The sequence below is a fragment of the Amycolatopsis sp. NBC_01480 genome, from assembly GCF_036227205.1.
Lineage (GTDB): Bacteria > Actinomycetota > Actinomycetes > Mycobacteriales > Pseudonocardiaceae > Amycolatopsis.
Genome location: NZ_CP109442.1, coordinates 8,732,219 through 8,747,686, shown reverse-complemented (window position 1 = coordinate 8,747,686; position 15,468 = coordinate 8,732,219). Strand labels below are relative to the sequence as shown.

General features: G+C 72.9%; 2 protein-coding genes (1 of these 2 running past the window's edge). Both read left to right on the top strand.

The features are described from left to right. Positions 1–5,566, top strand: partial view of a type I polyketide synthase gene (locus OG371_RS40925; protein WP_329062040.1) — the 3' end only. Its footprint begins 22,313 nt before the window's first position; the window shows 5,566 of its 27,879 coding nt (coding positions 22,314–27,879); the start codon falls outside the window, past its left edge; the stop codon is at positions 5,564–5,566. Continuing rightward, positions 5,563–15,468 (top strand): type I polyketide synthase, encoded by a 9,906-nt coding sequence (locus OG371_RS40920; protein ID WP_442876208.1) that lies wholly within the window; start codon positions 5,563–5,565, stop codon positions 15,466–15,468. Before OG371_RS40925 ends, OG371_RS40920 begins: the two co-directional genes overlap by 4 nt.

Below are 15,468 nucleotides of genomic sequence, written 5' to 3'. Positions count from 1 at the left end.
GGAAGCCGAACTGACCGGACTCGGCGCCGCCGTGACCGTCGTGCAATGCGACGCGGGTGATCGTGACGCGCTTGCCTCGGTGCTGGACGCCGTCGAGGGGCCGCTGACCACGGTGATCCACGCCGGCGACGAGCCCGGCGAGCTGACCGGTGACCTGACCGCCGACGTCGGCGCGGCCGTCGCCGGGGCGGAGAACCTCGACGCGCTGCTCGCCGACCGTCCGCTGGAAGCGTTTGTCCTGTTCACCACGGTCGCCGGGGTGTGGGGTTCGGCCGGACGCGGGAGCGAAGCCGCGGTCGGCGCGCACCTGGACGCTCTCGCCCGCCGTCGCCGCGACCGCGGGGTCCCGGCGCTCTCGATCGGCTGGGGCGCTTGGGCCGACGGGGTTTCCGGCAGCCTCACCGGGCACCTGAGCCGCAACGGCGTCCCGGCCCTCGAATCGGGTCTCGCGCTGGCCGCGCTCGGCCGCGCGATGGCCGACGACACCGACGCTTCAGTGGTGGTCGCCGACGTCGCCTGGGACCGTTTCGCCCCTGCCTTCACCGCGAACCGGCCGAGCACCCTGCTCGACGAACTGCCCGAGGCACGGTCGGCGCTCGCACCGGCCGAGGACGCGGAGTCCGGGAACCAGCTCCGGCGGAAGCTGCGTGGCCTGCCCGAAGCCGGCCGCGCCGCCGAAGTCCTCGCGCTGGTCCGCGAGAAGGTCGCGGCCGTGCTGGGCCACACCAGCGCGGACGCGGTCGAGGCCGACATCGCGTTCAAGGACCTCGGTTTCGACTCGCTGACCGCGGTCGACCTGCGTGGCCAGCTGACCACCGCGACCGGCCTCGCGCTGCCCGCGACGCTGGCCTTCGACTACCCGACGCCCGCCGCGCTGGCCGCTCACCTGCGTGCCGAGCTGCTCGACGAGCAGACCGCCGCCGAGGTGACGGTGGCCGGCCCGCGTGCCACGGACGACGACCCGATCGCCATCGTCGGCATGAGCTGCCGCTACCCGGGCGGCGTCCGGTCCCCGGAGGACCTCTGGCGGCTGGTGTCCGGCGAGGTCGACGCGATCGGCGCGCTGCCGGGCGACCGCAACTGGCCGCTCGGCGAGCTGACCGGTGACGGCCCGGGCAGCACGCCCGCGCGCGGCGGCGGTTTCCTTTACGACGCCGGGGACTTCGACCCGGGCTTCTTCGGCATCTCGCCGCGCGAGGCCCTGGTGATGGACCCGCAGCAGCGGCTCGTGCTGGAAGGCGCGTGGGAAGCGCTGGAGCGGGCCGGGATCGACCCGGCCGGCCTGCGCGGCAGTGACGCCGGCGTGTTCATCGGCGGCGGCAGCGGCGACTACCGGCCGAACGCGCAGGAGAGCGGGCAGTGGCAGACCGCCCAGTCCGCGAGCCTGCTGTCCGGACGGCTGGCTTACACGTTCGGGCTGGAAGGGCCGACCGTCTCGGTCGACACCGCCTGCTCGTCCTCCTTGGTGGTCCTGCATTTGGCCGCCCAGGCGCTGCGGACGGGCGAGTGCTCGGTGGCCATCGCGGGCGGCGTGACGGTGATGTCCACCCCGGCCAACTTCGTGGAATTCGGTGACCTGGGCGCGCTTTCCGCCGACGGCCGCTGCAAGGCCTTCTCCGACCGCGCGGACGGCACGGGCTGGTCCGAGGGCGTCGGCATGCTGGTCGTCGAACGGCTCTCCGACGCGCAGCGCAACGGCCACGAGGTGCTGGCCGTGGTCCGCGGCTCGGCGATCAACTCCGACGGCGCGTCGAACGGCCTGACCGCCCCGAGCGGGCCCTCGCAGCAGCGGGTGATCCGCAAGGCGCTGGCGAACGCGGGTTTCACCGCCACCGACATCGACGCCGTCGAGGCCCACGGCACCGGCACCGCGCTGGGCGACCCGATCGAAGCCCAGGCGCTGCTCGCGACCTACGGGCAGGACCGCGAGCGGCCGTTGCTGCTCGGCTCGGTCAAGTCGAACATCGGCCACACCCAGGCCGCCTCGGGCGTCGCGGGCGTGATCAAGATGGTGCTCGCGATGCGCCACGGCGTGCTGCCGCGGACCCTGCACGTGGACGCGCCGTCGTCCCATGTGGACTGGAGCAGCGGCGCCGTCGAACTGCTCACCGAGACCGTGCAGTGGCCCGATTCGGGCCGGGCGCGCCGTGCCGCGGTGTCGTCGTTCGGGGCCAGCGGGACCAACTCGCACGTGATCGTGGAACAGGCGCCGGCGTCGGCCGAGGCCGAGCCGGTGCGTGAGACCGGGGTCGTGCCCGTCACGCTGTCCGGCAAGACCGCCGCGGCCCTGCGGGACCAGGCCGGCGGTCTGCTGGCCCGGCTGCGGACCGCGCCGCAGCCCGCGCTCACCGATCTGGCGTTCTCGCTGGCCACCTCGCGTTCGGTCTTCGAGCACCGCGCGGCCGTGGTCGCGGGTGATCTCGACGAGCTGCTCGGCGGGCTGGCGACGCTGGCCGAGGGCGACACCTCGTCCATCGCGCTGCGGGGGACCGCCGGGCGTGGCGGCAAGCTCGCCTTCCTGTTCTCCGGCCAGGGCTCGCAGCAGCCGGGCATGGGGGCAGCGCTCTACCGCCGGTTCCCGGTCTTCGCCGAGGCCTTCGACGCGGTGCTGGCGAACCTGGAAGCCCACCTGGACCGCCCGCTGCGCGACCTCGTGTTCGCCGCACCGGCGACCGAGGAAGCCGAGCTGCTCGACCAGACCGGCTACACGCAGCCCGCGCTGTTCGCCGTCGAAGTCGCGCTGTACCACCTGGTGCGGTCCTGGGGCCTCGAGCCGGACTTCGTCGCCGGGCACTCGGTCGGCGAGCTCGCGGCGGCCCACGTCGCCGGGGTGCTCTCGCTGGCCGACGCCTGCACGCTGGTCGCGGCGCGGGGCCGGCTGATGCAGGCGCTGCCGGCCGGCGGCGCGATGGTGTCGCTCCAGGCGAGCGAGGACGAGGTCACGCCGCGCCTGACCGCCGGTGCCTCGATCGCCGCGGTCAACGGCCCGAGGGCGGTGGTGATCGCCGGTGACGAAGCCGCGGTGACCGCGATCGCCGGCCGATTCAGCGCCGACGGGCGAAAGACTAGGCGTTTACGCGTCAGCCATGCGTTTCACTCGGCTCATATGGACGCCATGCTGCAGGACTTCGGCCGGATCGCCCGGCAGGTGTCGTACGCCGCGCCCGCCGTGCCGCTCGTCTCCGCCGTCACCGGCGAGGTGGCCGCCGCGGAGCGGGTGTGCGACCCGGCCTACTGGGTCGACCACGCCCGCGAGGCGGTCCGCTTCGCCGACGCGGTGCGCACGCTGGCCGGGAATGGCGTCACGAGGTTCCTCGAGATCGGCCCGGACTCCGTCCTGTCGGCGATGACGCAGGACAGCCTCGGCGAGACCGACGCGCTGGTGGTTCCCTTGCTGCGCAAGGACCGCGACGAGGAGGCGACGGCCGTTGCCGCGCTGGCCCGGCTGCAGGTCGACGGCGTCAGCCCGGCCTGGTCCGGCTTCTTCGCCGGGACGGGTGCGCGGCGAGTGGACCTGCCGACCTACGCCTTCCAGCACGAGCGGTTCTGGCCCGCGGCCACGGCTGAGACGACCGGCGGCAGCGAAGCCGACAGCGACTTCTGGGCCGCGGTGGCGAACGAGGACTTCGCCGAGCTGGCCGCCACGTTGAACGTCGAGGGCGATGCGCTTTCGAAGGTGCTTCCCGCGCTGATGGACTGGCGCCGGCAGCGCTCGGAGGCGTCCACAGTAGACGGCTGGCGGCACCGCATCGGCTGGACTCCGCTCAGCGCCGTGCCCACCGGCGGCCTCACTGGAACGTGGCTTGCGCTCGTCCCCGAGAGTGACGACGAATGGGTCCCGGCCGCGATCGACGCGCTGGGCGCCGGCGTGGTCCGCGTCGACGTCCCGGCTGATCAAGACCGGGAAGCGCTGGCCGGATCGCTGAGCGCGGTGGCGGGTACGGACTTCGCCGGTGTTGTGTCGCTGCTCGCCTTGTCGGACTTCGCCTCGGGCGTGCCTGCCGGGGTCGTCTCGACTACGAAGGCGCTGCAAGCACTGGGCGACGCGGGGATCACCGCTCCACTGTGGTGTGTCACGCGGGGCGCGATCTCCGTGGGCCTCGGCGAAGGACCGGTCCGCCCGGACCAGGCCGGGGTCTGGGGTCTCGGCCACGTGGCCGCGCTCGAATACCCGGAGCGCTGGGGCGGTCTCGTCGACCTGCCCGAGGTCGCCGACGCTCACGCGGCGGAGGGATTGGCCGCGGTCCTCGCCGGGCTCGACGGCGAGGACGAGGTCGCCGTCCGAAGTTCGGGCCTGTTCGGCCGACGGCTGAGGAAGGCTGCCGCGCACGGTTCCGCACCGATCTGGGAGCCCAGCGGGACGGTCCTGATCACCGGAGGCACCGGCGCGTTGGGCCGGCAGCTCGCCCGCCGGCTCGCCCGTGACGGCGCCGAGCACCTGCTGCTCGCCAGCCGCGGTGGTCTCGACGCTCCGGGCGCGGCGGAACTGCGTGACGAACTCGCCGCCACCGGAGTGCGGGTCACGATCTCGGCCTGCGACGTCGCGGACCGCGCCAGCCTGGAGGCCGTGCTCGACAGCGTCCCGGCGGAGTACCCGCTGACCGGCGTCGTCCACGCGGCCGGTGTGCTTGACGACGGTGTGCTCGACGGCCTCACCCCGGACCGGTTCGACGCGGTGTTCCGGTCGAAGGTGGGCTCGGCGTTCCTGCTCGACGAGCTGACCCGGGACCTGGACCTGAAGGTGTTCGCCCTGTTCTCCTCGGCGTCGGGCGCGGTCGGCAATCCCGGCCAGGCCAACTACGCCGCGGCGAACACGGTGCTCGACGCGATCGCCGAGCGCCGGCACTCGCTCGGCCTGGCGGCGACCTCGATCGCCTGGGGTGCCTGGGGCGGCGAGGGCATGGCCTCGAACGCCCACGCCGAGGAAGCGGCCCGCCGCACCGGAATCGGTGCGATGGACCCGGAATTGGCCTTCGCAGCGCTCCGACAGGTCGTCACCGAAGACGAGCCGACGGTGCTGGTCGCCGCGGTCGACGCGGGCCGGTTCAGCGCCACCGCCCGGCCGAGCGCGTTGCTGCGGGAGATGCCCGGCTACGACGAGCTGGTCGCCGCGGCCGCGCCGGACGCCGGGCTCGGGTTGCGGGCCAAACTCGCGGACCTGGCCGCCGGACAGCGTTTCGAGACCGTGCTCGACCTGGTCCGGGCGCGTGCGGCGGAAGTGCTGGGTTACCCCGACGTCGAGCAGGTCGGCGCGGAGAAGGCGTTCCGGGACCTCGGTTTCGACTCACTGGGCGCGGTGGAGCTGCGCAACCAGCTCAACGCCGCGACCGGGCTGAGCCTGACCTCCACCCTGGTGTTCGACCATCCGACCCCGGCCGCGCTCGCCGAGCACATCCTGGCCGGAATGCTGCCGGGCGAGGCGGTCCCGGACGACGCCGACGAAGACGACGACCTCCGAGTCCCGCTCGGATCGGCAGAGGATGCCGGGCCGTCCATCGACGCGATGGAGATCGACGACCTGGTCCAGGCGGCACTCGACGGCCAGTCCGACCGGTCGAACGACTGACGGAGTTGATGATGACATCGCCCAGCGAGAAGGTAGTCGCAGCGCTCAGAGCTTCACTGAAGGAGACCGAACGGCTGCGGCGGGAAAACCGGCAGCTCGTCGACAGCGCCGCGGACCCGATCGCGATCATCGCGATGAGCTGCCGGTTCCCCGGCGGCGTGGCCTCGCCGGAAGACCTGTGGGACCTGGTGGACTCGGGCACCGACGCCGTCTCGGGCTTCCCCGCCGACCGCGGCTGGGAGCTGGACGCGCTCGGCGGGGCCGGGGTCGACGAGCGCGGCCACGGCGTCAGCCAGCAGGGCGGTTTCCTCAACGGGGCCACCGAGTTCGACCCCGGCTTCTTCGGGATCTCGCCGCGTGAAGCGGTGTCGATGGACCCGCAGCAGCGGTTGCTGCTGGAGACCTCGTGGGAGGCCGTCGAACGGGCCGGGATCGACGCGACCCGCCTGCGCGGCACCCGGACCGGGGTGTTCGTCGGCACCAACGGGCAGGACTACGCGTACCTGGTGGTGCGCGCGCCCGCCGAGTCGACCGGCGACGTCGGCACCGGGTTCGCCGCGAGCGCGATGTCCGGCCGGCTCTCGTACACGTTCGGGCTGGAAGGGCCTTCGGTCACGGTCGACACCGCCTGCTCGTCTTCACTGGTCGCCCTGCACCTGGCCGCGCAGTCGCTGCGGGCGGGGGAGTGCTCGCTCGCGCTGGCGGGCGGGGTCAACGTGATGTCCACCCCCGGTTCGCTGGTCGAGTTCAGCCGGCAGGGCGGGCTCGCCGCCGACGGCCGCTGCAAGGCGTTCTCCGACGGCGCGGACGGCACCGGCTGGGCCGAGGGCGTCGGGATCCTGGTCCTGGAACGGCTTTCCGAGGCCCGGCGCAACGGTCACGAAGTCCTCGCGCTGGTCCGGGGCTCGGCGGTCAACTCCGACGGCGCGTCCAACGGCTTCACCGCGCCGAGCGGCCGCGCGCAGCGGCGGGTGATCCGGCAGGCGCTCTCCAGCGCCAAGCTGACTCCGGCCGACGTCGACGTGGTCGAGGCCCACGGCACCGGAACCCCGCTCGGCGACCCGATCGAGGCGCAGAGCCTGCTTGCGACGTACGGCAAGGACGCCGGCCGCGAGCATCCGCTGCTGCTCGGGTCGATCAAGTCGAACTTCGGCCACACCCAGGCGGCGGCCGGGGTCGCCGGCGTGATCAAGATGGTGCTGGCGCTGCGGCACGGCGTGCTGCCCCAGACCCTGCACGTGGACCCGCCTTCGTCGCATGTGGACTGGTCGCAGGGCAAGGTGGACCTGCTCGCCGAGCGGCGCGAATGGCCGGCGACGGACCGTCCTCGCCGGGCTGCGGTGTCTTCGTTCGGCGTCAGCGGGACGAACGCCCACACCATCCTCGAGCAGGCGCCGGCGCCCGTGGGCTCGGCTGACGATGGCCCGCTGCCCGCGGTCGTTTCCTGGCTGCTTTCGGGCAAGACGGAAGCTGCGCTGAAGGACCAGGCCGCGGCCTTGCTGTCCGTAATGGACAGTGGACTCCGTCCCGCCGACGTCGCGCTTTCCCTCGCGACGACCCGGGCCGCCTTCGAGCACCGGCTCGCCGTGACGGCCGACGACCCCGCCGACCTGCGTGGCCTGCTGACGGCGTGGCACGCGGGCGATGCGGCGCCGGGCGTGACCGTCGGTGAGGTTACCCGGCGGACGAAGCTTTGCGCGGTCTTCTCGGGCCAGGGGGCGCAGCGCGCGGGGATGGGCCAGGAGCTCTACGAGACGTTCCCGGTGTTCGCCGAGGCACTGGACGCCGTGCTGGCGCAGTGGGACGAGCCGATCCGGGAGGCGCTCTTCGGCGAGCCCGGCGCCGCGTCGCTGGACGAAACCGGGACCACGCAGCCCGCGTTGTTCGCGTTCGAGGTCGCGCTGTTCCGGCTGATGGAGGCCTGGGGCGTCGTCCCGGACTTCGTCACCGGGCATTCGGTCGGCGAGATCGCGGCAGCGCACGTCGCCGGGGTGCTGTCGCTGGAAGACGCGTGCACCCTCGTGGCCGCCCGCGCCCGGCTGATGCAGGCCCTGCCCGCGGGCGGGGCGATGACTTCCTTGCAGGCCGGCGAAACCGAAGTGCGGCCGCTGCTCACCGGCTGGGTCTCGATCGCGGCGGTGAACGGGCCGGAGTCGGTGGTCGTGGCCGGTGACGCCGACGCGGTCGCCGCGATCGCGGCGAAGTTCGAGGCGCAGGGCCGCAAGACCAAGAAGCTGGTGGTGTCACACGCCTTCCACTCGCCGCGGATGGACCCGATGCTGGACGAGTTCCGCCGGGTCGTTCGCGGATTGACCTTCAGCACGCCGGTGATCCCGCTGGTCTCGAACCTCACCGGCGAGATCGCGACCGCGGACCTGGTGCGCTCGCCGGAGTACTGGGTGTCGCACGTGCGTGAGCCGGTCCGGTTCGCCGACGGCGTCCGGGCCGCGCGCGCGGCCGGGGTGACGGCTTTCTTCGAACTCGGCCCGGACGGCGTGGCCTCGGCCATGGTGCAGGACATCCTGGGTGACAGTGCGCTGGCCGTTCCCGCGCTGCGCAAGAACCGTGGCGAACAGGCTGCGGTCGTGTCGGCGTTGTCCCGGTTGCACGTCGCCGGGGTCAGCGTCGACTGGGCGGCGCACTACGCCGGGACCGCCTCGCGCAGGGTCAGCCTGCCGACTTACGTGTTCCAGCACGAGCGCTATTGGCCCGAAGCAGTGCCCGAGCCCGCGCGGACCACCATCGACGGGCGGTTCTGGGACGCGGTCGAACGCGAAGATCTCGCCGGGCTCGCCGCCGACCTGGGCGTTGACGGCTCGGCCCTGAGCGCGGTGCTGCCCGCGCTGGCGTCCTGGCGCCGTAAACTCGAGGAACAGTCCACAGTAGACGCATGGCGGTACCGTGAGAGCTGGGCGCCACTGACCGGGCTCCAGGCGGGCGGACCTCGGGGGTCCTGGCTGGTGCTCGTCCCGCAGTCGCTCGCCGAGGACGCTTGGGCCGCGTCGGTGGTCGAAGCCATGGGGCCTGCGGCTGTCCGGCTCGACGTCGGCACGACCGGCCGGGCCGAACTGGCCCAGCAGCTGCGGGACTGCGGCGACTTCGCCGGAGTGGTGTCCCTTCTGGCGTTCCTCGGCAACGGCGCCTCGGCCACCACGGAACTGCTGCAGGCGTTGGGTGACGCCGGATCGGCCGCGCCGGTCTGGGCCGTGACGCGCGGCGCGGTGTCGACGGGACGCGCGGAGCGGCTCCTCGAGGTCGGCCAGGCCGCGGTGTGGGGGCTGGGCCGGGTGGCCGCGCTGGAGTACCCCGAGCTCTGGGGCGGTCTGATCGATCTTCCGGAGGTCTTCGACGAGCGCGCTTCACGACGATTCGCCGGACTGCTTGGCCGCACCGACACCGTCGAGGACCAGATCGCCGTGCGGGACTCGGGGGTCTTCGGCCGTCGACTGGTTCCTGCTCCGGCGGCTGAAGGACTGACGGCCTGGGCTCCCACCGGCACCGTCCTGATCACCGGCGGCACCGGCGCGCTCGGCGCGCACGCGGCCCGGGACCTGGCCGCGAAGGGCGCCCCGCACCTGGTGCTGGCGAGCCGCCGCGGGCCGTCTGCTCCCGGGGCGGAAGAACTGCGAGACGAGCTGACCGCCCTGGGTGCCGCGGTCACCGTTTCCGCTTGTGACGTCTCCGATCGTGACGCGGTCCGGGAGCTGCTGGCGGGACTTCCCGGTGAGTTCCCGCTGACCGCGGTCGTGCACACCGCCGGTGTCCTCGACGACGGTGTCCTCGACGGCCTGACCCCGGACCGGTTCGACGCCGTGTTCCGCTCGAAGGTCACCTCGGCCCTGGTCCTCGACGAGCTGACCCGTGACCTCGGGCTGGACGTGTTCGCGCTGTTCTCCTCGGTCGCCGGCTCGGTCGGCAATCCCGGGCAGGGCAACTACGCGGCGGCGAACGCCGTGCTGGACGCGATCGCCGAGCGCCGCCGCGCCGCCGGCCTCGCCGCGACGTCGATCGCCTGGGCCGCGTGGGCCGGCGGCGGCATGGCGGACGACGCCAAGGTCGAGGAGCGCACGCGCCGGGTCGGCACCTCGGTGCTGGAACCCGGAGCGGCCCTCGTGGCGCTCGGCCAGGCCGTCAGCGAACCGTTCGCGACCGTGGTGATCGCTGATCTGCAGAACCCCACGCTGCTGACCGCGTTGCTGAGCCTGCGGCCGAGCCCGCTGCTCGCGGATCTGCCCGAAGCCCAGCGGATTCGTTCGGCCGCCGCGCCGGTTACCGACGTCGGCGCCGCGCCCGCACTGCGCGCCCGGCTCACGGAACTGTCCGAGGCCGATCGTGTCGCGGCGGTGCTTGATCTCGTCCGCGTTGACGCCGCCGCCGTGCTCGGCCACGGCTCGCCGGGCGCCATCGGTGCCGAGAAGGCGTTCCGGGACCTCGGTTTCGACTCGTTGACCGCGATCGAGATCCGCAACCGGCTGGCCACCGCCACCGGGCTGACGCTGCCCGCCACCCTCGTCTTCGACTACCCGACGCCCACCGTGCTCGCCGCCCATCTGGTGGCTCAGCTCCTGGGGGTCACGGCCGATTCCGGCGAGGTCACGAGGAGTGCCTCCGCCGTCGACGAGCCGATCGCGATCGTCGGCATGGGCTGCCGTTTCCCCGGCGGGGTGGCCTCGCCGGAGGACCTGTGGCAGCTGCTGGCCGACGGCCGCGACGCGATGTCGGACTTCCCCTCGGACCGCGGCTGGGACCTCGACGCCCTCGCCGGCGACGGCCGCGGGACCAGCATCACCGGCCAGGGCGGTTTCCTCTACGACGCCGCGGAATTCGACGCCGGGTTCTTCGGCATCTCCCCGCGTGAGGCCATGGCGATGGATCCGCAGCAGCGCCTGTTGCTGGAGACCTCGTGGGAGGCCGTCGAGCGGGCCGGGATCGACCCGGGGACGTTGCGCGGCAGTCCGACCGGGGTGTTCATCGGGACCAACGGCCAGGACTACGCGAGCCTGGTGGTGAGTTCGCGCGAGGACGTGGAAGGTCACGCCAGCACCGGCCTCGCGGCCAGCGTCGTGTCGGGCCGGATCTCCTACACGTTCGGTTTTGAAGGTCCGGCGGTCACGGTGGACACGGCGTGCTCGTCTTCTCTGGTGGCGCTGCATTGGGCTGCTCAGGCGTTGCGGTCGGGTGAGTGCTCGCTGGCCTTGGCCGGTGGCGTGACGGTGATGTCCACCGCGATGGGCTTTGCCGGGTTCAGCCGTCAGGGCGGGCTGGCTCCGGATGGTCGTTGCAAGGCTTTCTCGGACGACGCGGACGGCACTGGTTGGGCCGAGGGTGCGGGAGTCCTTGTCGTCGAGCGGCTTTCTGACGCGGAACGTAAAGGTCACCGGATCCTCGCGGTGATGCGTAGCTCGGCAGTGAACCAGGATGGTGCGTCGAACGGGTTGACGGCGCCGAACGGGCCTTCCCAGCAGCGGGTGATCCGGCAGGCGTTGGCAGGCGCGGGTCTGTCCACCGCGGACGTTGATGCGGTGGAGGCGCACGGGACCGGCACGGTGCTGGGTGATCCGATCGAGGCCCAGGCAATCCTCGCGACTTATGGCCAGGACCGCGAGATTCCGTTGTGGCTGGGCGGGATCAAGTCGAACTTGGGTCACACTCAGGCCGCCGCTGGGGTGGCGGGTGTGATCAAGATGGTGATGGCGATCCGGCACGGGGTGCTGCCGGAGACGCTGCATGTCAGCGAGCCGTCGTCGCATGTGGACTGGTCGGCCGGTGCGGTGTCGTTGCTGACCAAGCAGACGCCGTGGCCGGAGGTGGGTCGTGCGCGTCGCGCGGGGGTGTCGTCGTTCGGGCTCAGCGGGACGAACGCGCACGTGATCCTGGAACAGGCACCAGTCGTTGAACGGGCAGTGGACCCAGCTTCCGGAGGGGTGGTGCCGTGGCCGCTGTCGGCGAAGTCGGAAACCGCGCTGGCCGAGCAGATCCGCCGGATCAAGTCCTTTGCGGAGGACAACCCGGGTGTGAACGCGGCTGAGGTGGGCCGGTCCCTGGTCAACGGCCGGGCGCTGTTCGAGCACCGAGCGGTCCTGCTGTCCGGTTCGGAGCAGATCACCGGGATCGCCGGGCCACGGTCGACGGCCGTGCTGTTCTCCGGCCAGGGCAGCCAGCAACTCGGCATGGGCCGCGAGCTGTACGACCGGTTCCCCGCGTTCGCCGACGCCTTCGACGCCGTGGCCGCGGAGCTGGACCGAGGCGCCGACCGCGCGTTGCGCGAGGTCGTCTGGGGAACCGAGGCCGAACTGCTTGACCAAACCGGTTACGCCCAGCCCGCCTTGTTCGCGATCGAGGTCGCGCTGTTCCGGCTGGTCGAGTCCTTCGGGATCAGGCCGGGCCGGGTGGCCGGGCACTCGATCGGCGAGATCGCGGCGGCCCACGTCGCCGGGGTCCTTTCGCTGGCCGACGCCTGCACTTTGGTGACGGCCCGCGCGCGGTTGATGCAAGCCCTTCCGACGGGTGCCGGGGCGATGGTGTCGGTCCGCGCCGCCGAGGCCGAGGTGCTGCCGTTGCTGGCGGGCCACGAGGACCACGTGTCGATCGCCGCGGTGAATGGCCCGGACACCGTCGTCGTGGCGGGGGCCGAAGAGGCCGTGCTCGCCATTACCGGGCAGCTGGCGGCCGCGGGCCGCAAGACCAAGCGGCTTTCGGTGTCGCACGCGTTCCACTCGCCGTTGATGGAGCCGATGCTGGACGAGTTCGCCCGCGCGATCTCCGGATTGTCCTTCGAGAAGCCGAAGATCCCGTTCGTCACCGGGCGACCGGCGACGGACGAGGAGCTGTGCTCACCCGGGTACTGGGTGCGGCACGTGCGTGAGCCGGTGCGGTTCGCGGACGGCGTCGCGACGCTTGTCGCCGAGGGCGCGGACACGCTGATCGAACTCGGCCCGGGCGGAGTGCTCGCGGGGCTGGCCCTGGACCTGGTTGATCCCGAGACCGTGACCGTTGTTCCGGCGCTGCGCCGGGGACGCGGCGAAGAGGCGGCGCTGGCAGCCGCGCTCGCCGAGCTGCACGTGATCGGCGCGGGGGTCGAGTGGAGCCCGTGGTTCAGCGGCTCGGACGCCGTCGTGGACCTGCCGACCTACCCGTTCCAGCACGAGCGCTACTGGCCGACGCCCGGCACGCCCGCGGCCGACGCCGCCGGACTGGGCCTGCTCGCGGCCGGGCACCCGCTGCTCGGCGCGGCGACCGCGGTGGCCGGCTCGAAGGGCGTGCTGCTGACCGGCCGGATCTCGGTCGCCACCCAGCCGTGGCTCGCCGAGCACGTCGTCAACGGCGGACTTTCCCTTCCCTCGGCCGGATTCGCCGAGCTGGCGCTGCGCGCGGCGGACCAGGTGGGCTGCGAGCGCGTCGAGGAACTGACCATCACCACGCCGCTCCGGCTCGGCCCGCAGGACGCCGTCGCCGTGCAGGTGTGGGTCGGCGAGCCGGACGACAACGGGCGCCGGGCGATCACGATCCACTCGTCCGCCGACGATGCCGACTGGACCGAGAACGCGACCGGCAGCCTCGCCACCGGCGCCGCGGCTGCGTTCGACCTGGGCAGCTGGCCGCCCGACGCCACCGCCCTCGATCTCGACGGCATCTACGAGGAGTTCGCTGACGACGGCCGCGAATACGGGCCGGTGTTCCGAGGCCTGCGTGCCGTGTGGCGGCAGGGCGATGACGTCTTCGCCGAAGTCGCCCTCCCGGACGGCACCGAGGACGTCGCCGCGTTCGGCCTGCATCCCGCGCTGCTCGACGCGGCCCTGCAAACGGCGAACTTCACCGGGCCGGCGGCGAACGGCCTCGACGCGGTGTCGTGGACCGGCCTGGCGCTGCACGCGGCCGCCGCGGCGGTCCTCCGGGTTCGGCTGACCACCACCGGGGACGACACCGTCTCACTGTCCGCTGTGGACGCTGAGGGTTCGCCCGTGCTGTCGGTCGAGTCGCTGCGGCTGCGGCCGTTCGACACCACGAGGCCCGACACCGCGTCGGACGGCTCGCTGTTCCGGCTGGGCTGGATTCCCGCCGAGCCTGCCTTGGCGGAGCCGGAAAAGACGTGGGCCGTGCTGGGCGCCGACGAACTCGGCCTGACCGCCGCGGTGAAGGCCGCCGGATACACCGTCACGGCGGGCGAGAAGCTCACCGATCTGGCCGGGGAGACCGTGCCGGACTTCGTGCTCGTCCCGATCACCGGCGCCGGTGACCTGCCCGCTGCCGCGCTCGCAACGACCTCCCGGGTCCTGGAAGTGCTGCAGGACTGGGCTTCGGACGAGCGGTTCGCCGAAACGCGGCTGCTGTTCGTGACCCGGAACGCCGCCGGCGAAACCGTGACGGACCTCGCCGCGGCCCCGGTGTGGGGCCTGATCCGAGCCGCTCAGCTGGAGAACCCGGGCTCGTTCCTGATCACCGACCTGGACGACGCGTCTCTGGTCCCGCGGCTTCCCAGCCTGGTGGCCGCGGGCGAAACCCAGGCCGTCGTACGTGGTGGCGAAGTCCGCGTCGGACGGCTGCAGCGTGCGGACGCCGAAACCGGCGGCCGGGCCTGGGATCCCGACGGGACGGTGCTGATCACCGGTGGCACCGGCGGCCTGGGCCGGCAGCTCGCGCGCCACCTGGTCGCCGAACGCGGCGTCCGGCATCTGCTGCTGGCCAGCCGCCGTGGCCCCGACGCGTCCGGCGCGGACGAACTCCGCGCGGACCTGCTCGCGCTCGGCGCCGAAGTGACCATCGCGGCCTGCGACACCGCCGACCGCGAAGCCGTCGCGAACCTGGTCAACACCGTCCACACCGGACACCCGCTCACGGCCGTCGTGCACACCGCCGGTGTGCTCGACGACGGTGTCCTCGGCTCGCTGACCCCGGAACGCCTCGCCACCGTCGCCCGGCCGAAGGTTGATGCCGCCTGGCATCTCCACGAACTCACGAAGGACTGCGATCTCGCGGCGTTCGTGCTGTTCTCCTCGGTCGCCGGCGTGATGGGCAGCCCGGGCCAGGCCAACTACGCGGCGGCCAACAGCTTCCTCGACGCCTTGGCGCACTTCCGGGCCGCCGAGGGCCTGGCGGCGACGTCGCTGGCGTGGGGCCCGTGGGCGTCCGACAGCGGTATGACCAGCACGCTGAGCGACACGTCGCGGCGGCGGATCTCGGGCGCCGGCCTCCCGGAGCTGTCTTCGGAACAGGGGATGGCGCTGTTCGACCGGTCCACCGCGACGGGCGAGGCGCTGCTGGTGCCGCTCGCGCTCGGCGCCGGCTCGATGCAGGCCCAGAGCGTGGTTCCGGCCGTGCTGCGGAGCCTGGTCAAGACGGCACGACGCACGGCGGCCGCCGAAGCCGCGGTCTCGCAGGCCGGGTTCGCCGGGCAGCTGGCGGAAATGCGCGAGGGCGACCGGCAGCGCTACCTGCTCGACCTCGTGCGGAACGCGGTGGCCGCGGTGCTGGCCCACGGTTCGCCCGAAGCGATCGGGGCCACCCGCGAATTCCGCGAACTCGGCTTCGACTCGCTGACCGCGGTCGAGCTCCGCAACCGGCTGACCGCCGCCACCGGCCTGCGCCTGCCCGCGACGTTGGCCTTCGACTACCCCACGCCGACCGTGCTCGCCGAGCACCTCGGCACCGAATTGCGGACCGACGAGCCCGCCGCCGGGCCGTCCCTGCTCGCCGAACTCGACCGGTTCGAAGCCGCGCTGGCCGCCAGCGAACCCGACGACGTCACCCGGGGCGGGGTCGCGCTGCGCCTGCGGCGCCTGGTCGCCGACTGGAGCGGGCCCGCGGGCGAGCCCGGCACGCCGGACGTCACCGAGAGGATCCAGTCGGCCAGCGCCGATGAGGTCTTCGACTTCATCGACAGGGAGCTCGGACGGCTGAAGTAA